Source organism: Phreatobacter sp., from assembly GCF_052440005.1.
Lineage (GTDB): Bacteria > Pseudomonadota > Alphaproteobacteria > Rhizobiales > Phreatobacteraceae > Phreatobacter.
On sequence record NZ_JBQVQL010000045.1, the window covers coordinates 1 to 18,096 of the forward strand.

Sequence of the window (18,096 nt, forward strand, 5' to 3'; positions counted from 1 at the left end):
TCCCCGCGGCTACCGCCTTCGCGCCGCCGCGCGCGCCGGCCCCGGCCATCGCCGCCATGCCGGGCGGCGCTCCGGTCCGCGCCGCCCTCGGCTTCTCCTCGCTCTACTGATCCGCCTTGATTTCACCGGCGGCCCGCCCCCAACATGGGGCGGGGGGGCCATCGTGACCAAGCCGCGACCGGGATTGATCGTCTGTGCCGCCGTGGCGCTCGTGGCGCTTCTGGCCGGCCCGCCGCGGGCGCGCGCCCAGGACAATTTCCAGACCACCGTCCGCAACGCCATTCTCGTCGACGTCGGGACCCAGTCCGTACTGTTCGAGAAGGCGGCCGACGAGCTGCAGGCGCCCGCGAGCCTCGCCAAGCTGATGACCATGGCAGTGATCTTCGAGGAGATTCGCCAGGGCCGCCTGCAGCCCGATCAGGAGATCGTCATCAGCGAGGACGCCTGGCGGCGGGGAGGGGCCCCGTCCCGCACCTCCTCCATGTATGCCGCCGTCAATTCGCGCGTGAAGGTGCAGGACCTCATGCGCGGCGCCATCATCCAGTCGGGCAACGACGCCTCCATCGCCCTCGCCGAGTCCGTCTCCGGCACCGAGGCCAACTTCATTCCGGTGATGAACACGCGGGCGCGGGCGATCGGTCTCACCCGGTCGGTGTTCCGCAATGCCACGGGCCTGCCCGATCCCGAACAGCGCACCACCGCCCGCGAGGTGGCGCGCCTCGCCGACCACATCATCCGCACCTTTCCCGAGCACTACGCGATCTACGGCGAGCGCGAGTTCACCTGGGGCGGCATCCGGCAGCAGAACCGCAACCCGCTCCTCGGCACCTATACCGGCGCCGACGGGCTGAAGACCGGCTACATCGAGGAAGCAGGGTTCAACCTCGCGGGTTCGGCCGTGCAGAACGGCCAGCGACTCATCGTCGTGGTGATGGGCGCCCGCTCGCTCCAGGAGCGCTCCAACGAGGCACGCAAGCTGCTCGACTGGGGCTTCCGCTCGTTCGAGCTGCGTGACCTCTTCCAGGAGCAGGAGACGATCGGCGACGTCGCCGTCTATGGCGGTGCCCAGGGCAGCGTCGCGGTCACCGCCGGCAAGCTGGTGCGCCTTCTCCTGCCGCGTGGCCAGTCAGACCGGGTGACGGCCCAGATCGTCTATCGCGGCCCCGTCCGCGCGCCCGTCAGGCGCGGGACGGAGGTCGGGCATCTCAGGGTGATGCGCGGCACCCAGCTTGCGCTCCAGGTGCCGGTCTTCGCCGCCGCCGACGTCGAGGCCGGTACGCTCACCCAGCGCGCCATGCAGGGCGCGTGGGAACTCGGCACCGGCTGGATCCGCGGGGTCGCCCGGCCGTGAACACGGAGCCCGCCCGCGGCCGCTTCATCACGCTTGAGGGCGGTGAGGGGGCCGGCAAGTCGACCCAGGCGCGTCGCCTGGCGTCCTTCCTCGAACAGCGCGGCCTCGACGTGGTCATGACGCGCGAGCCCGGCGGCTCGCCGGGCGCCGAGGTCATGCGCCACGTCCTGCTCTCCGGCGGCGCCGAGCCCTTCGGGCCGGAGGCCGAGACCATGCTCTTCGCGGCGGCCCGCCGCGACCATCTCACCGTCACCATCAAGCCGGCGCTGGCGCGCGGCGCCTGGGTGATCTGCGACCGCTTCGCCGATTCCACCCGCGTCTACCAGGGCCATGCCGGCAAGGTGCCGCTGTCCTTCATCCAGGCGCTCGAACGGGTCACGGTCGGCGAGGACAGGCCGGATCTCACCCTCATCCTCGACCTGCCGGTGAAGGTGGGCCTCGCCCGGGTCGCGAGCCGCGGCGAAGCCACCGACCGCTTCGAGAAGGAGGGCATGGCCTTCCACAACAAGCTGCGCGCCGGCTTCAAGGCCATCGCCCGCGCCGAGCCGGAGCGTTGCCGTCTGGTCGACGCCGCCGCCGAGGCTGACGTGGTCGCCGAATCCATCCGCAAGGTCGTCACCGAGCATTTCGGCCTCGCCCCACGCCTGGTGGCCCCATGATCGAGGAGAATGCCGCCGACCGTCTCGACGGCGCGCCCCATCCGCGCGAGCGCCAGGTCCTGATCGGCCACGCAGACGCCGAGCGCCAGCTGCTCGACGCCTATCGCGGCCCGCGCATGCATCATGCCTGGCTCATCGGCGGCCCCGAGGGGATCGGCAAGGCGACGCTCGCCTACCGTTTCGCCCGTTTCGTCCTCGCCAACCCGGTCGCGGCCGCGCTGTCTCCCGGCACGATGGACCTCGCCGTATCTGCCGACCATCCCGCAGCCCGGCGCATCGTCGCCGGCTCGCACCCGGATCTCCTGGCGCTGCGCCGCATCGCAGAGGCCGGCAAGGACAAGATCCCGCAGGACATCTCCGTGGGAGCGATGCGCGAGATCGTGCGTTTCTTCGGCTCGACGGCGGGCGAGGGGGGCTGGCGCATCTGCATCGTCGACGCCGCCGACGATCTCAACCGTTCCAGCGCCAACGCGCTCCTGAAGCTTTTGGAAGAGCCGCCGCCGCGCTCGCTCTTCCTCATTCTCGCGCATATGCCCGGCCGCCTCCTGCCGACCATCCGGTCGCGCTGCCGGACCCTGCCGCTGCTGCCGCTGACCGAGGACGAGATCGCGACGGGTCTCCAGACCTTCGACGAGATCCGGGTGCCGGCGGACGAGGCGCGCCGGATCGCCGCGCTGGCCGACGGCAGCCTGCGCCGGGCGCTGGAGATCGCCGAGGGGGGCCAGGAGGGCTTCGCCGGCGAAGTCTCGCGGCTCCTCGACAGCCTGCCTTCGCCCGATCCGCTGGCGGTCCACGGCCTCGGCGACAAGCTCGCCCGCCGCGACGACGGCCTGTTCGAACTCTTCCTGCGGCTCGTCTTCGCGCATCTGCACCGGCAGGTGACGACCGCCGCGGGCGAGGGTCCCCGCCGCCTTGCACCCCATGCCGAGGTATGGGAGAAGGTCGAGGCTACCGCGGCGCAGGTGCGCACGTTCAACCTCGAACGCAAGCCCTTCGTTTTCCAGGTTTTCGGCTGGCTCGCCGAGGCCGGCCGGCGGCGCGCCTGACCCCGCAACCGTCCGAAACGCCCCATGTCGAAGCCTCGCTTCTACGTCACGACCGCCATTTCCTATCCGAACGGCGCGCCCCATATCGGCCACGCCTATGAGGTGATCGCCACCGACGCGATCGCCCGGTTCATGCGGGCCGACGGGCGGGACGTCTTCTTCCTCACCGGCACGGACGAGCACGGCCTGAAGATGGTGCAGACGGCCGACCGCGAGGGCCTGCCCGTGCGCGCGCTCGCCGACCGCAACGCCGACCGCTTCCGCGCCATGGCCGGGGCGCTCGCCATCTCCAACGACGACTTCATCCGCACCACCGAGCCACGCCACTACAGGGCGAGCCAGGCCATCTGGGAGCGCATGGTGGCGGCCGGCGACATCTATCTCGGCGGCTACGAGGGCTGGTATTCGGTCCGTGACGAGGCCTTCTACAACGAGGACGAGACCTCGGTCGGGCCCGACGGCGTGCGCGTCGGCGGGCAGGGCACCCCCGTGGAATGGACGAAGGAGGAGACCTATTTCTTCCGCCTGTCCCGATACCAGGACCGGCTTCTGGCGTTCTACGAGGCCAATCCCGACTTCGTCGGCCCCGAGACCCGCTTCAACGAGGTCATCAGCTTCGTGAAGGGCGGCCTCTCCGACCTTTCGGTATCCCGCACCACCTTCGACTGGGGCGTGCCGGTACCCGGCGCCGACGGCCACGTCATGTATGTCTGGGTCGACGCCCTGACCAACTACATCACCGGCGCCGGCTTTCCCGACGAGAGCGATCCGAAATGGGCCTACTGGCCGGCGGACCTCCACGTCATCGGCAAGGACATCGTCCGCTTCCATGCGGTCTACTGGCCGGCCTTCCTGATGTCGGCAGGCCTCGCCCTGCCGAAGCGCGTCTATGGCCACGGCTTCCTGTTCAACCGCGGCGAGAAGATGTCGAAGTCGCTCGGCAATGTCGTGGACCCCTTCACCATGGCCGAGGCCTATGGCGTCGACGCCATGCGCTACTTCCTGCTGCGCGAGGTCGCCTTCGGCAATGACGGCTCCTATTCGCACGAAGCCATCGTGGCGCGCACCAATGCCGATCTCGCCAACGACATCGGCAATCTCGCCCAGCGCTCGCTGTCGATGATCGCCAAGAACTGCGACGGCATCCTGCCGACGCCCGGCGTCTTCAGCCCCGAGGACGAGGCGATCCTCGCCGCCGCCGACGGCATGCTGGCCGTCTCGCGCGAAGCCGTGTGCAGCCAGCAGCTGCACCGGTGGCTGGAGGCCGTATGGGCGGTGGTCGGCGAAGCCAACCGCTATTTCGCCGCGCAGGCTCCCTGGGCGCTGCGCAAGACCGATCCGGCCCGGATGGAGACGGTGCTCTACGTCACTGCCGAGGTGATCCGCCAGGCGGCGATCCTCGCCGCGCCTGCCATCCCGCTCGGTGCGCCGAAGCTGCTCGACCTGCTGGCGGTGCCGGAAGATGCCCGCGACTTCGCGGCTCTCGGCACGCGGCTGAAGCCGGGAACGGCGTTGCCGCCGCCGGCCGGCGTCTTCCCGCGCTATGTCGAGCCGGAGACCGCGGCCTGATGTGGGTCGACAGCCATTGCCACCTGGACTTTCCCGAGCTCGCCGCCGATCGCGACGGTCTGATCGGCCGCGCCGTCGCGGCGGGGCTCCAGTCCATGGTGACCATCTCGACCCGCGTGCGACGCTTCGACGGCATCCGCGCCATCGCCGAGGCCCATGACGGCATCTGGTGCTCCGTCGGCACCCATCCGCATAATGCCCATGAAGAGTTGGACGTGTCCGCCGACGAGCTCGTCGCCCTGTCCGCCCATCCCAAGGTCATCGCCATCGGCGAGGCCGGGCTCGACTGGTTCTACGACAAGTCGCCGCGCGAGGCGCAGGAGCAGGGCTTCCGCACCCATATCGCGGCGGCGCGCGCCTCCGGACTGCCGCTGGTGATCCACGCCCGCGAAGCCGACGAGAAGGTTGCGGCGATCCTGACGGAGGAAATGGGGAAGGGGGGCTTCAAGGCCGTCCTCCACTGCTTCACCGGCTCACGCGAACTCGCCATGGCCGGCATCTCGCTCGGGCTCTACGTGTCGTTTTCGGGTATTGCAACCTACAAGAGCGCCGCCAACCTGCGCGAGCTCGCGGCCGAACTGCCGGCCGACCGCATCCTGGTGGAAACCGATGCGCCCTACCTCGCGCCGGGCAAGTTCCGCGGCAAGACCAACGAGCCGTCCTACGTGGTCGAGACCGGCCGGGTGATCGCCGAGGCACGCGGTGTCGCGCCGGATGAGATGGCCCGGCAGACCACCGAGAACTTCTATCGTCTCTTCGCCAAGGCCGATCCCGGCCGGCGCCTTGCGGCGTGAACCGGCCATGGCGCTGAAGGTCACCATCCTCGGCTGCGGCTCCTCCGGCGGCGTGCCGCGGGCGGGCCTCGGCTGGGGTGACTGCGATCCCGCCGATCCGCGCAACCGCCGTCGCCGCTGCGCCGCGTTGGTCGAACAGAGCGGCCCGGACGGCACCACCAGTGTCCTGATCGATACCGGGCCGGACCTGCGCGAGCAGCTCCTGTCCGCCGGCGTCACGCGGCTCGACGCGGTGCTCTACACCCACGACCATGCCGACCACACCCACGGCATCGACGACCTCCGGCCGCTGGTTCTCACCATGCGGCGGCGCATGCCGGCCCATGCCGACGCGACGACGGCCGGCTTGCTGCGCGAGCGGTTCGCCTATTGTTTCGCGTCGCCGCCGGGCAGCGACTATCCGCCCATCATCGATCTTCATCTCTTCGCGCCGCACGAGCCGGTCTCGGTCACGGGCCCCGGCGGAACGCTGACCTTCGCGCCGTTCCCGGTGGAACACGGCGCGGCTTACCGGGCTTTCGGCTTCCGTGTGAACGGCTGTGTCTATTGCCCTGACATCAATCGGCTATTGCCGGAGAGCGAGCGCTACTTCGAGGGTGCCGACACGGTGATCCTCGATGCACTCCGCTATACGCGCCATCCGACCCATTTCGCGGTGGACGAAGCCCTGGCCGTGATCGAACGCTTCGCGCCGCGCCAGGCCGTGCTCACCAATCTGCATTCCGATCTCGACTATGCGACGCTTGCGGCTCGGCTGCCGTCCGGGGTCGTGCCGGCTCACGACGGGATGGTTCTGCAGACGGCGTGAAGTGCCGATAGGCCCGGTCTCCGCCATTCCTGTATGGCATGTACGTTCCATAATATGTCTTATGCGAATCATGCATGGTGGTCGTCGCGTCTCTTCGCAGCCGCATCCTGTGGATGGCGTCGCGACGGTCTTGCCATTCGCTTCGCCGCTCCCCTCACACTGCCCCATGACCGCCGAACCCCAGACGCCGTCGCCCTCGGGCGACATCGCCGATCTCGTCGCCATCATGGCCTGGCTGCGCTCGCCCGGGCGCGGCTGTCCGTGGGATCTCGAACAGACCTTCGCCTCGATCACGCCCTACACGATCGAGGAAGCCTATGAGGTGGCCGACGCTATCCAGCGCGGCGACTTCGCGGACCTGAGGGACGAGCTGGGCGACCTGCTGCTTCAGGTCGTCTTCCACGCCCGCATGGCCGAGGAGCAAGGGCTCTTCGCCTTTCCCGACGTCGTCCATGCCATCACCTCCAAGCTGATCCGCCGGCATCCACACGTCTTCGGCGGCGACCGGGACATGAGCCCGGAGGCGGTGAAGGGCCTGTGGGACAGCATCAAGGCCGAGGAGAAGCGCGCCAGGGCCAGCGAACGGCTCCGGCTGGGTCTGCCGGCAGACGCCGCGGCAGGCCTTCTGGCGGGGGTTCCGAGCGCCCTTCCCGCCCTGACCCGCGCCCACAAGCTCCAGGCCAAGGCCGGCACGGTGGGGTTCGACTGGAACGATGTCGAGGCCGTGCTCGCCAAGATCGTCGAGGAGGCCGGCGAGATCGTCGAGGCACGGAAGAGCGGCGCGGGACTGGATGCTGTCGCCGACGAGGTCGGCGACCTGCTCTTCGCCGCCGTCAATCTCGCACGTCACCTCGACGTCGATCCGGAAGCCGCACTGCGCGGCACCAACGCCAAGTTCGAGCGCCGCTTCGCCGCCATCGAGGCGGCGCTCGCCGCCGAGGGCCGCGGACCCGCCGAGGCGTCCCTCGCCGAGATGGATGCACTCTGGAACGAGGCCAAGCGGCGCGAGCGCCAGGGCTGACGGCGGTCCGCAGACCTTGGTCAACCTGTCTTGGCGAGCCGCCGCTCGAGCTGGTCGCGCTTCTCCGGCGCGATGCGCAGCGTCACCTGGGTGTCGCCGCTCGCCAGCGCCTTGCGCTCCTCGACCTCGGCATTCTCGTGGATCCAGTGGAGCGTGCCACCGTCGGCGGCCGCCACGGTCACCGTCAGGCGCTCGTGGGCGGCGCGCAGCTTGTCCTCGACGGCGGCGAGAAGGCCGGGGAGCCCCTCGCCCGTCACCGCCGAGACGAAGAAGGGCCGCTGGCCCTCCTCGTGGCGGCCGGCGCGGTTCAGGGCTGCCTCGCGCGCCTCAGGGCTGAGGAGGTCGACCTTGTTCCAGACCTCGATGATCGTGCGGTTCGCCGGATCGATGCCGAGATCGGCGAGGATCGCCGCGACGTCGGCGGCCTGCGCCTCCGTGTCGCCGTGGCTGACGTCGCGCACGTGCAGGATCACGTCGGCCTCAATCACCTCCTCGAGCGTCGCCCGAAAGGCGGCCACCAGCATGGTCGGCAGGTCGGAGATGAAGCCGACCGTGTCGGAGAGGATCGCCTTGGTGCCGTGCGGCAGGCGCATCTGGCGGAGCGTCGGGTCGAGGGTGGCGAAGAGCAGGTCCTGCGCCAGCACGCCACCGGTGGTGAGCGCGTTGAACAGCGTCGACTTGCCGGCATTGGTGTAGCCGACCAGCGCGATGATCGGATAGGGCACGCGGCGGCGGCTCTCCCGGTGCAGACGGCGGGTGCGGGTCACCTGTTCGAGCTCGCGCTCGATGCGGGTGATGCGCTCCTGGATCATGCGGCGGTCGGCCTCGATCTGCGTCTCGCCGGGACCGCCGAGGAAGCCGAAGCCGCCGCGCTGGCGCTCGAGGTGGGTCCAGGACCGGACGAGGCGGCTCTTCTGGTAGCTGAGATGGGCGAGTTCGACCTGCAGCCCGCCTTCCTTGGTGCGGGCGCGGCGGCCGAAGATCTCGAGGATCAGGCCGGTGCGATCGACCACCTTCGCCTTCCAGGCCTTTTCCAGGTTGCGCTGCTGCACGGGAGACAGTGCGGCGTCGACGAAGACGAGGCCGGCATCGTGGGCTGTCACCAGGCCGCCGATCTCCTCGACCTTGCCCTTGCCGATGAGGGTCGCCGGCCGCGGCATGTTCAGCCCGACGGTGATGGTGTCCATGACCTCGAGGTCGATGGCGGCGGCAAGGCCCACCGCTTCGTCGCGACGCGCCTCCACGGTGCGCGAGGGCGTATCGGCCCCCTCGCCTCGCCGGCCCGTCAGGATCGGCACCACCACGACGACGCGCGTGGGTTCACCGCGCGGTTCGTCGCCGTCGCTATGGGTCGTGGAGACGATATCGGGTCGGCGAATGTCCAACAGGGCCTCGGGTTAAAAACCTCAGCCCTTGTCGCCGTCTCCGTCCTGCGGATCGAACAGCTGGACCGGCGCGCCGGGCATGATGGTGGATATGGCGTGCTTGTAGACCAATTGCGAGTGCCCGTCGCGACGCAGGAGCACACAGAAATTGTCGAACCAGGTGACGACGCCCTGCAGCTTGACGCCGTTGACGAGGAAAATCGTCAGCGGAATCTTGTGCTTGCGGACGTGGTTGAGGAAGGTGTCCTGGAGGTTTTGAGCTCGTTCCGCCATTGTCTTTTTCCGTTGTTGCCGCGGACTCAAACGTGCCGCGAAGGTTTATGGACCGGCCGGGCCGGTCGGGCTTGTTCTTGACGCCTCCATTTAAGGCCGATCCTCCCGCACCGCACAAGTGAAAGAGTCGTCACGGCCGCGTGTTGGCGCGGGTCTTGGTTTCAGACGATTTCCGCCACCTCGTGGAACTTGGCGCGCAGGTCGGTGGCGATGGAGCCCGGCGCGCCGTTGCCGACCGGACGTCCGTCGATCTCGACGATGGGCATGACGATCGTCGTCGCCGAGGAGAGGAAGGCCTCGCGCGCGTTCTGCGCCTCCTCGATCGTAAACTTGCGCTCCTCGATCCGCAGGCCCTCCCGCTTGCACAGATCGAAGATGGTGGTGCGCGTGATGCCCTTGAGGATGCCGGTGTCGGCATAGCGCGTCACCAGCGCCCCGTCCTTGGTGATGATCCAGGCGTTGGTCGAGGATCCCTCGGTGACGAAGCCGTCCTCGTCCACCAGCCAGGCCTCATAGGCCCCCTGCTCGCGCGCCGCCTGCTTGGCGAGGCAGTTCGGCAGCAGGCCCACGGACTTGATGTCGACACGCTCCCAGCGGTTGTCCGGCAGCGAGATCACCTTCACGCCCTTGGTGGCGCTGGCCTCGCCCTTCGACGGGTCGATGTTCTTTGCCGTGACCACGAGCGCCGGCGGCGTGCCGGGCTTCGGGAAGGCGTGGTCGCGACGGGCGACGCCGCGCGTCACCTGCAGGTACACGAGGCCGTCGCGCACGCGATTGCGGCGCACGGTCTCGCGCAGCACCATGCCGAGCGGCCGCCGCGCCATGGGCATGGCGATGCGCAACTCGCCGAGCGAGCGTTCCAGCCGGTCCATGTGGCGCGTCTCGTCGACGAGCCGGCCACCCCTCACCTCGCAGACCTCGTAGACGCCGTCGGCGAACTGGTAGCCGCGGTCCTCGATATGCACGGCGGCCTCGCCATGGGGCACGTAGCTTCCGTTGACATAGGCGACGCGGGACATGCGGCGGGCTCCCTGGGAGGTAGGCGGGTGAACGGCGGATCCTGCCGCACTGCAGCGCCAATGTGCCATGGTTCGCCGAAGTCGGGAAACGCGCGGGATGCCGCGGCGGTGCAAGGCCGCCCTGCCGAAATCGCGGATCACGCCCCCTGCCCGTCGCGGCCGGAGCTCGCGGCTGTGGGCCCGCGGATCACGCCCGGCACACGGCGAAGTGAAGCTTGGTCCCGTTCCGAACCCGCCGCGCCTGTTCGATGGTGCGCCGGTAGGGCCTGGTTGGCCCCCGCGAACGGGAGAACGGAATGGACAGGCGAACCTTCGGATGGGGCATGGCGGCGGTTCCCGTCGCGGCCGTGGGCGCCTCCGCCCAGACCTCGACGCTGGAGGCCAACAAGCGGACGGTGATCGACTTCTACGAGAAGGGCCTGAACCAGAAGGACTTCGAGGCTGCGGCCGTCCACTTCGGCCCGCGCTACATCCAGCACAATCCCGTCGCGCCGGACGGCATCGAGGGGTTCAAGGCCTTCATCGCGTTCCGCAAGGAGCGCACGCCCCAGGCCCACGGGCGAATCGTCAGGGTCTTCGCCGAGGGCGACTTCGTCATCCTGCATGTGCACGCCAAGCGCGACCCCGGCGACCGCGGCACGGCCATCGTCGACATCTTTCGGCTCGAGGCGGGCAAGATCGTCGAGCACTGGGACGTGATCCAGCCGATCCCGGAGACCATGGCCCACGGCAACGGCATGTTCTGACGGCGACGGCCTCAGTCGACGCTGAGCGCCTTCAGCTTTCGGTGCAGCGCCGAGCGCTCCATGCCGATGAATTCGGCGGTGCGCGAGATGTTGCCGCCGAACCGGTTGATCTGCGCGGCGAGGTATTCACGCTCGAAGGCCTCGCGCGCCTCGCGGAGGGGCAGTGCCATCAGGTGCTCGCCCCCCTGCCCCGTCGGCATGGACGGCGCAGCCGCGCCGACGTCCGGCGGCAGCATGGAGACCGAGACCACCGCATCCGGGTCGCCGCCGGCGAGGATCAGCACGCGCTCGATGTTGTTGCGCAACTGCCGCAGGTTGCCCGGCCAGTCGTGGGACTGGAGCACCGCCATGGCATCGTCTCCGATCTTGCGCCGCGGCAGGCCGGAGACGGTGGCGAGCTGCTCGACGAAATGCTCGACGAGCTCAGGGATGTCCTCGCGCCGCTCGGCGAGCGAGGGCACCCGCACCGGGACCACGGCGAGCCGGTGGAACAGGTCCTCGCGAAAACGCCCCTCGGCGATGTCGGCCTGCACGTCGCGGGCTGTGGCCGAGATGATCCGGACGTCCACCTGCACCTTGGCCGTGCCGCCGACCCGCTGGAAGCTCTGCTCGACGAGGACGCGCAGGATGCGGTTCTGCGTCTCGCGCGGCATCTCCGCCACCTCCTCGATGAAGAGCGTGCCGCCGTGCGCCTCCTCCAGCGCCCCGACCTTGCGGCCCTGGGCGCCGTCGCTCTCGGCGCCGAACAGCTCGATCTCCATGCGGTCGGGCGTGATCGCCGCGGCGTTGATGACGACGAAGGGGCCGCTCGCGCGCGCGGACGCCGTATGGATCGTGCGGGCGGTGAGCTCCTTGCCGGCCCCGGACGCGCCGAAGATCATGATTCGGCTGTTGGTCGGCGCCACCCGCTCGATCGTCTGGCGCAGCTGGTTCATCGCGGACGACCGGCCGATCAGGCCAGCCGCCTGGCCGGAGATCTGCCTCAGTTCCTTGATCTCGCGGCGAAGGCGGGAGGTTTCGATGGCGCGCTCGGCGATCAGGACGAGCCGGTCGGCCTTGAACGGCTTCTCGATGTAGTCGTAGGCGCCCCGCTTGATGGCCGAGACGGCGGTCTCGATGTTGCCGTGGCCGGAGATCATGACCACCGGCACCTCGGGATGGCGGTCCTTCACGACGTCCAGGAGCTGGAGCCCGTCCAGCCGGCTGCCCTGCATCCAGATGTCGAGGAAGACGAGGTTGGGACGGCGCGCCTCGATGGCGGCCAGTGCCTCGTCGGCATTGCGGGCCGTGCGGGTGCGATAGCCCTCGTCGTCGAGAATGCCGGCGACGATGTCCCGGATGTCCGCCTCGTCGTCGACAACGAGAATGTCTCCTGCCATGCGCGCTTATCCGTTCTTCGTCATTCCGCCGCGGCGGTCGCCTGGACCGCCAGCCGCTGGTCCCTGAAACTGAGACGGATCAGCGCGCCGCGCTGCTGGCCGTCGCTTCCCGCCGGCGCATCGTAGAGGCCGAGCCCCCCGCCGTGCTCCTCGAGAATCTTGCCGACGATCGCCAGGCCGAGGCCTGTGCCCTTCTCACGTGTCGTAACGTAAGGCTCAAGCAGTCGATGACGGTTTTCTTTGGGCAGGCCGATGCCGTTGTCGATGACATCGACGGCGTAGAAGGGTTTTGCGGCGGTCAGCCGCACGAGGATGCGACCCTTGCCGCGCTGCTCCTCGGGCACCGCCGCGACGGCCTCCGTGGCGTTCTTGATGATGTTGGTCAGCGCCTGGCTGATGAGGCGGCGGTCGAAGGACGCCGGCAGCGCGCCTTCGGGAATGTCGTCGAGGATGTCGATCTCGGGGTAGCCGATGCGCATCATGAACACGGCCTGCCGCACCGTGTCGGCGACGTCCTCCATCTCGAAGACCGGCTTCGGCATGCGCGCGAAGGAGGAGAACTCGTCCACCATGCGGCCGATGTCGCCGACCTGCCGGATGATCGTGTCGGTGCACTGGTCGAAGACCTCGCGGTCATCGGTGATGACGCGGCCGTAGCGCCGCTTCAGCCGCTCCGCCGAGAGCTGGATGGGGGTGAGCGGGTTCTTGATCTCGTGGGCGATTCGGCGCGCGATGTCGGCCCAGGCCGAGGTGCGCTGCGCCACCACGAGGTCGGTCACGTCGTCGATCGTCACCACGGCGCCGTGCGCACCATTCTCGTCGGCCTCGAGGGCCACGCGCACCACCAAGGTCCTCTCGCGCCCGGCGCGCACCAGCATGACCTGGCCCTGCACGATCGGCGCACCGCGCGCCGCACCGGCGATCAGGTCGGCGAATTCGGGGATGCTCTCCGCCAGCATGCTGCCCGAGAGCTCGTTTTCGCTGACGCCGAGAATCTCCACGGCGAATCGGTTGAGGAGCGTGACGCGGCCCGCTTCGTCGAGGCCGATGACGCCGGCCGTGACGCCGGCCAGCACGGCCTCGGTGAAACGCCGCCGGCTGTCGATCTGGTCGCGCGCGGCGATGAGGTCGGCGCGCTGGTCGCGCAGCTCCGCCGTCATCTTGTTGAAGGTGTCGCCGAGATTGGCGAGGTCGCCCTCTGACTTGCGGATGTGAACCTCGACATCGAGGTCGCCGGCCGCCACCTGGTCCGCGGCGCCGATGAGCCGGCGGATCGGCTGCACCAGCCGGTTGGCGAAGCTGAGGCCGAGATAGACGGCCGAAAGGGTGACCAGGAAGGCGATCAGCGCGAACATCAGGGCGAAGGCGATCTGCAGGCCGAGTCGGCGCGACTGCAGCGCTTGGTACTCGAAGAGGCCCGCCTGGGTCGCTCGCAGGTGCTGGGCGATCTGCGGGCTGATCTGCCGGACCACATAGAGGATTTCGTCCCCTCCCCGCTGCAGCTTGAGGATGGCCTCGATGTAGTCGCGGTCGTTGAGCGAGGAGACGTTGGCGATGATGTCGTCCGTCTTGCTGACCTCGTCGAGGATCGAGGCGGGCACGCTGAAATCGTTCTGCATCGGCACGTCGGCGCGGTCGACCAGCGATCCGTCGGTCTTCAGCACCCGCACCACGGTCAGCCCGCGCACCATGGCCTGCGCTGTGAGGAAGCGGCCGAAATTGACCTCGGCCGCGTTCAGCGACCGTACCCTTTCGATGTCCTGGACGAGCGCCGCAGCCTCCGCCCGGACCACCTGCACCTGCTCGTTGAGATAGGCGTTGGCGAGGTTGGCAGAGGCCTCGACGGACTGGCGGACACTGCCCGAGAAGATGCTCTCGAGCCCCCGGTCGAGGGTCACCGAGGCGGCGATGGCGATGACCGCCACCGGCACCGAGGCGACGATGGCGAAGAGGCGCACGACGCGCTCGTGCAGACGGGAGGCCGCCTGCCCCGCCCGGCGCGCCCGCCGGAGCACGAGGATTTCCCGCACGATGAGGACGATGAGGGCGCAGACCAGCAGGCCATCGATGACGAGGACGGTCAGCACCACCTCGTGGGTGGCGGCGATCGGCAGAAGGCCGGTGACGAGCAGGAAGGTGATGAGGCCGAAGAAAAGGGCCACGCCGACCATGATCGGCCCGACCCTGCGCGCGCGCAGCCGCGGCATGAAGGCTGAGCCGTCAGGCGGGGAGGCAGTCGTCGCGGGATGCGGCGAAGAGGTCATCCGGTGATCATCTCCGCAGAGTTCGGCGGAAAGCCGGCAGAGCCGACCGCCCAACTCTGTGGTCCAAGGGTGACCCTCTTACAACATGTGTGACCGAAACGTCACGCCCCCGGGAGCGGTCCAGACGACATTGTGAGAGCCTGCTTCCCTCATCGCGACGTGCGGATCACCTGGATGTCGAGGTCGCGGACTTTCTTGCGCAGCGTGTTGCGGTTCACGCCGAGCAGGTCGGCCGCCTTGATCTGGTTGCCGCGGGTGGCGGCGAGAGCCGCCGAGATCAGTGGGATCTCCACCTCGCGCAGCACCCGGTGGTAAAGGCCGGGCGGCGGCAGATCGTCGCCGAAACCCTTGAAATAGGCCCCCATGTGCCGCTCGACCGAGGCCATCAGCGTGTCGTCCTCGCGCGGCTCGTCATGGGACGAGGCGGGCTCGGGCGTCGCCAGCTCGTTGTCGACGATCGGCGCGGTGATGATCTCCTGGGGGTAGAGCGCGGTCAGGCGGCGGATCAGGTTTTCCAGCTCGCGGATGTTGCCTGGCCAGCGGTAGCGCTTGAGCTTCTCGAGGGCGGCCGAATCGATCTGCTTGGCGGGCAGGCCCTCCCGCTCGGCCTGGGCGAAGAAGTGGCGCACGAGATCGGGCACGTCGTCGCTGCGCTCGCGCAGCGGCGGCAGGCGCAGCGGCACGACGTTCAGGCGGAAGAACAGGTCCTCGCGGAACAGGCCCTGCTGGATGAGCTGGCGCAGGTCCTTGTTGGTGGCGGCGACGATGCGCACGTCCGCCTTGATCGGGGTGCGGCCGCCGACGGTCGTGTATTCGCCCTGCTGGAGCACGCGCAGCAGCCGGGTCTGCGCCTCCATCGGCATGTCGCCGATCTCGTCGAGGAAGAGCGTGCCGCCCTCGGCCTGCTCGAACCGGCCGGGATTGCGCGACTGCGCGCCGGTGAAGGCGCCCTTCTCGTGGCCGAACAGCTCGCTCTCGATGAGGTCCCGCGGGATCGCGGCCATGTTAATGGCGACGAAGGGCCCGTTGCGGCGCTTGCCGTAGTCGTGCAGGGCGCGGGCGACGAGTTCCTTGCCGGTGCCGCTCTCGCCGACGATCATCACCGTAAGGTCGGTCTGCATCAGGCGGGCGAGGACGCGGTAGATGTCCTGCATGGCCGGCGAGCGGCCGACCAGCGGCATGGTGTCGGCGTCCACCGGCGACGCCTTCCCCGGCCGGCCCTTCGGCTCGGCCAGCGCCCGCCCGACGATGGCCACCAGCTCCTTCAGGTCGAAAGGCTTGGGCAGATAGTCGTAGGCGCCGCGCTCAGAGGCCTTGATGGCCGTCATGAACGTGTTCTGCGCGCTCATCACCACCACCGGCAGGTCGGGCCTGAGCTTCTTCATCCGCGGCAGCAGGTCGAAGGCATTCTCGTCCGGCATCACCACGTCGGTGATGACGAGATCGCCGTCCCCCTGCGAGACCCAGCGCCAGAGCGTCGTCGCATTGCCTGTCAGGCGGACGTCGTAGCCGGCGCGCGACAGTGCCTGGTTGAGCACGGTGCGGATTGCGGCGTCGTCATCGGCGACAAGGATGGTTCCCGTCGGCATATGGACCTCTTCAGAGCGCTTTGCGGCCGTTCGTGTCGCTCTGGGACACGCGGGCCATGGGCAGGAGGATGCGGAAGACCGTCTTGCGGGGCTGGCTGTCGCATTCGACGATGCCGCCGTGATCGCCGACGATCTTGGCCACCAGGGCGAGGCCGAGGCCGGTGCCCGAACTCTTTGTGGTGACGAAGGGGTCGAACAGGTGCGGCATCAGGTCGTCCGGTACGCCCGGGCCGTTGTCGCGCACGCAGACCTCGAGCGGCAGCGCGACGCGGCTCGACAGGCCCGGCATGGTCAGCCGCACGCCCGGCCGGAAGGCCGTGGTGAGCAGGATCTCGCCGTCGCTCGCATGTTCGCCGATGGCCTCGGCGGCGTTCTTCACGAGGTTGAGGAAGACCTGGATGAGCTGGTCGCGGTTGCCGAAAACCGGCGGCAGCGAGGGGTCATACTCCTCGACGAAGCGGATGTGCCGGCCGAACCCCGACTGCGACAGCTTCTTCACGTGCTCCAGCACCACGTGGATGTTCACCGGCTGGCGCTCGACCGGCCGCTCGTCGGAGAAGACCTCCATACGGTCGACGAGCTTCACGATCCGGTCGGCCTCGTCGCAGATGAGCCGGGTCAGCGTCCGGTCCTGGTCGTCGACGGAGGCCTCGAGGAGCTGCGCCGCGCCGCGGATGCCCGACAGCGGGTTCTTGATCTCGTGGGCGAGCATGGCGGCCAGCGCCGTGACCGATCGTGCCGCGCCGCGGTGGGTCAGCTGGCGGTCCATCTTGTCCGCAATGGTGCGCTCCTGCAGCATCACCACCACGTCGCCGGGCCGCTCTGCGAGCGGGGCCACATAGATGTCGACGATCCGCTCGTGGCCGTTGCGCGGCGTGCCGAGGTCGACCTTGTACTCGTTGACCGGCGCGTGGCGCTCGCGGACCTGCTCGATGAGGGCGAGCAGCGGCGAGCCGAAGGGGACGAGCTCCTTCAGCGCATGGCGCTTCAGGACCGAGATCGACGCCTGGAAGAAGCCCTCGGCCGCGGCGTTGCCGTCGAGGACCATGCCCGTCGCCGACACGCTGATGACCGGATGCGGCAGGGCGTTGAGGATCGAATCATGCACCGGAAGAACCTGGGCCGAGGCTTTCATGCCGCACGCCTCCACTGGAACCGGTCGTAACTTTCGGCGAGCGCCGCGACGACGCGGCGAGGATCCTCCGACGTGAGGACAAGCCGGCGCGCCTCGCCGAGGACGTCGTCGCCGATCCCGCAGGTTGCCGCCGCTGCATCGAGCGCCCACCCGAGGTGCTTGCGTGCGTGGCGGATGCCGACCGCCTCGCCGTAATGGGCGAGCTGCGCCTCGTAGAGTTCGGTGGCCGAGGCGAGCTGGGTCGATAGATCGGGATCGGCCGGCACGGGAAGCCCCGCAAGATGGGCGGCGATCTGCGACGGCAGCCAGGGACGCCCCTGGGCGCCGCGGCCGATCATCACCGCGTCCGCAGCGGACCGCGCCAGTGCAAGGCGTGCGTCATCCGGCGTATTGATGTCGCCGTTGGCGACCACCGGGATCGTCACCGCCGCCTTGACGGCCGCGATCGCCCGCCAGTCGGCGCGCCCCTTGTAGAACTGCTGGCGGGTGCGCCCATGCACCGTGACGAGGGCGACACCGGCCTGCTCGGCCCGGCGCGCCAGCTCCGGCGCGTTGAGCGAGGCGTGGTCCCAGCCGAGCCGCATCTTCAGCGTCACGGGCACGTCGACCGCAGCGACCGTCGCTGCGACCAGCCGCTCCGCGTGGTCGAGGTCGCGCATCAGCGCCGATCCCGCATAGCCGCCCGTCACGCGTTTCGCCGGGCAGCCCATGTTGATGTCGATGATGTCGGCGCCCGCGGCCACCGCGATGCGCGCCCCCTCGCCCATCCAGTGCGGATCGCAGCCGGCGATCTGCACCACGTGCGGAGACAGGCCCTCACCTTCGGCGCGCAGCCGCGCTTCCTCCTCGCCGGCGGCGAGCCCGTCGCCCGGGACCATTTCCGACACGGTCCAGCCCACGCCGAACCGCGCCACCATCCGCCTGAACGGCGCGTCCGTGATTCCGGACATGGGTGCGAGCGCGACGGGGGATGCCATCTCGAACGGCCCGATCGACAGCACGCGCCGGAAAGGCGCCGGGGTCGATGGGTTGGTCATTCAACTGCCTATTTCGTAAGC

The 18,096-nt window shown here is 69.1% G+C and carries 16 protein-coding genes; 8 read left to right on the plus strand and 8 right to left on the minus strand.

Annotation, left to right across the window (positions count from 1 at the left end; all coding sequences use genetic code 11):
- Nucleotides 1-163 precede the first annotated feature (163 nt).
- The 7 genes from ACT6XY_RS12505 to mazG all read left to right on the plus strand — a co-directional run bounded on the left by ACT6XY_RS12505 (nt 164) and on the right by mazG (nt 7,248).
- Nucleotides 164-1,351 carry a D-alanyl-D-alanine carboxypeptidase family protein gene (locus tag ACT6XY_RS12505; protein WP_444748648.1) on the plus strand — a complete coding sequence of 396 codons (1,188 nt, stop codon included), beginning with the start codon at nt 164-166 and terminating at the stop codon, nt 1,349-1,351.
- Entirely contained in the window at nt 1,348-2,010 is a 663-nt protein-coding gene (gene tmk / locus ACT6XY_RS12510; protein ID WP_444748649.1) for a dTMP kinase, read from the plus strand. The genes ACT6XY_RS12505 and tmk overlap by 4 nt, the downstream gene beginning before the upstream one ends.
- Nucleotides 2,007-3,056 (plus strand): DNA polymerase III subunit delta', encoded by a 1,050-nt coding sequence (locus tag ACT6XY_RS12515; RefSeq protein ID WP_444748650.1) that lies wholly within the window; start codon nt 2,007-2,009, stop codon nt 3,054-3,056. Before tmk ends, ACT6XY_RS12515 begins: the two co-directional genes overlap by 4 nt.
- A gap of 24 nt (nt 3,057-3,080) precedes the next feature.
- Complete coding sequence (gene metG, locus ACT6XY_RS12520) at nt 3,081-4,625, plus strand: methionine--tRNA ligase (protein ID WP_444748651.1); 1,545 nt, start codon at nt 3,081-3,083, stop codon at nt 4,623-4,625.
- A complete protein-coding gene (locus tag ACT6XY_RS12525) occupies nt 4,625-5,419 on the plus strand; it encodes a TatD family hydrolase (RefSeq protein ID WP_444748652.1) in 795 nt (264 codons plus the stop codon). The genes metG and ACT6XY_RS12525 overlap by 1 nt, the downstream gene beginning before the upstream one ends.
- Before the next feature lie 7 nt (nt 5,420-5,426).
- Nucleotides 5,427-6,227: an MBL fold metallo-hydrolase gene (locus tag ACT6XY_RS12530; RefSeq protein WP_444748653.1), complete on the plus strand. Its 801-nt coding sequence runs from the start codon at nt 5,427-5,429 to the stop codon at nt 6,225-6,227.
- 166 nt (nt 6,228-6,393) lie between these two features.
- Nucleotides 6,394-7,248, plus strand: coding sequence for a nucleoside triphosphate pyrophosphohydrolase (mazG, locus tag ACT6XY_RS12535; RefSeq protein WP_444748654.1), 855 nt, complete (start codon nt 6,394-6,396; stop codon nt 7,246-7,248).
- Nucleotides 7,249-7,268: 20 nt separating this feature from the next.
- On the opposite strand, the gene hflX is transcribed toward mazG, so the two are convergent.
- From hflX to ACT6XY_RS12550, 3 genes are all read right to left on the minus strand, one after another.
- Entirely contained in the window at nt 7,269-8,627 is a 1,359-nt protein-coding gene (gene hflX, locus ACT6XY_RS12540) for a GTPase HflX (RefSeq protein ID WP_444748679.1), read from the minus strand.
- A 27-nt stretch (nt 8,628-8,654) separates the two neighbouring features.
- On the minus strand, nt 8,655-8,906 hold the full coding sequence (gene hfq / locus ACT6XY_RS12545) for an RNA chaperone Hfq (protein WP_106748278.1): 252 nt from the start codon (nt 8,904-8,906) through the stop codon (nt 8,655-8,657).
- 161 nt (nt 8,907-9,067) lie between these two features.
- Nucleotides 9,068-9,925 carry a D-amino-acid transaminase gene (locus ACT6XY_RS12550; RefSeq protein ID WP_444748655.1) on the minus strand — a complete coding sequence of 286 codons (858 nt, stop codon included), beginning with the start codon at nt 9,923-9,925 and terminating at the stop codon, nt 9,068-9,070.
- Nucleotides 9,926-10,221: 296 nt separating this feature from the next.
- Here ACT6XY_RS12550 and ACT6XY_RS12555 point away from each other — a divergent pair, with 296 nt between their 5' ends.
- Nucleotides 10,222-10,671 (plus strand): nuclear transport factor 2 family protein, encoded by a 450-nt coding sequence (locus ACT6XY_RS12555; RefSeq protein WP_444748656.1) that lies wholly within the window; start codon nt 10,222-10,224, stop codon nt 10,669-10,671.
- Nucleotides 10,672-10,682: 11 nt separating this feature from the next.
- Here ACT6XY_RS12555 and ntrX read toward each other — a convergent pair whose 3' ends face one another.
- The 5 genes from ntrX to dusB all read right to left on the minus strand — a co-directional run bounded on the left by ntrX (nt 10,683) and on the right by dusB (nt 18,075).
- Nucleotides 10,683-12,050, minus strand: coding sequence for a nitrogen assimilation response regulator NtrX (gene ntrX / locus ACT6XY_RS12560; RefSeq protein WP_444748657.1), 1,368 nt, complete (start codon nt 12,048-12,050; stop codon nt 10,683-10,685).
- Nucleotides 12,051-12,070: 20 nt separating this feature from the next.
- Entirely contained in the window at nt 12,071-14,314 is a 2,244-nt protein-coding gene (locus ACT6XY_RS12565; protein ID WP_444748658.1) for an ATP-binding protein, read from the minus strand.
- Between the two features lie 149 nt (nt 14,315-14,463).
- Nucleotides 14,464-15,903 carry a nitrogen regulation protein NR(I) gene (gene ntrC / locus ACT6XY_RS12570; RefSeq protein ID WP_444748659.1) on the minus strand — a complete coding sequence of 480 codons (1,440 nt, stop codon included), beginning with the start codon at nt 15,901-15,903 and terminating at the stop codon, nt 14,464-14,466.
- 10 nt (nt 15,904-15,913) lie between these two features.
- Nucleotides 15,914-17,038 carry a two-component system sensor histidine kinase NtrB gene (locus ACT6XY_RS12575; protein WP_444748660.1) on the minus strand — a complete coding sequence of 375 codons (1,125 nt, stop codon included), beginning with the start codon at nt 17,036-17,038 and terminating at the stop codon, nt 15,914-15,916.
- Nucleotides 17,035-18,075 carry a tRNA dihydrouridine synthase DusB gene (gene dusB, locus ACT6XY_RS12580; protein WP_444748661.1) on the minus strand — a complete coding sequence of 347 codons (1,041 nt, stop codon included), beginning with the start codon at nt 18,073-18,075 and terminating at the stop codon, nt 17,035-17,037. Before dusB ends, ACT6XY_RS12575 begins: the two co-directional genes overlap by 4 nt.
- Nucleotides 18,076-18,096 lie beyond the last annotated feature (21 nt).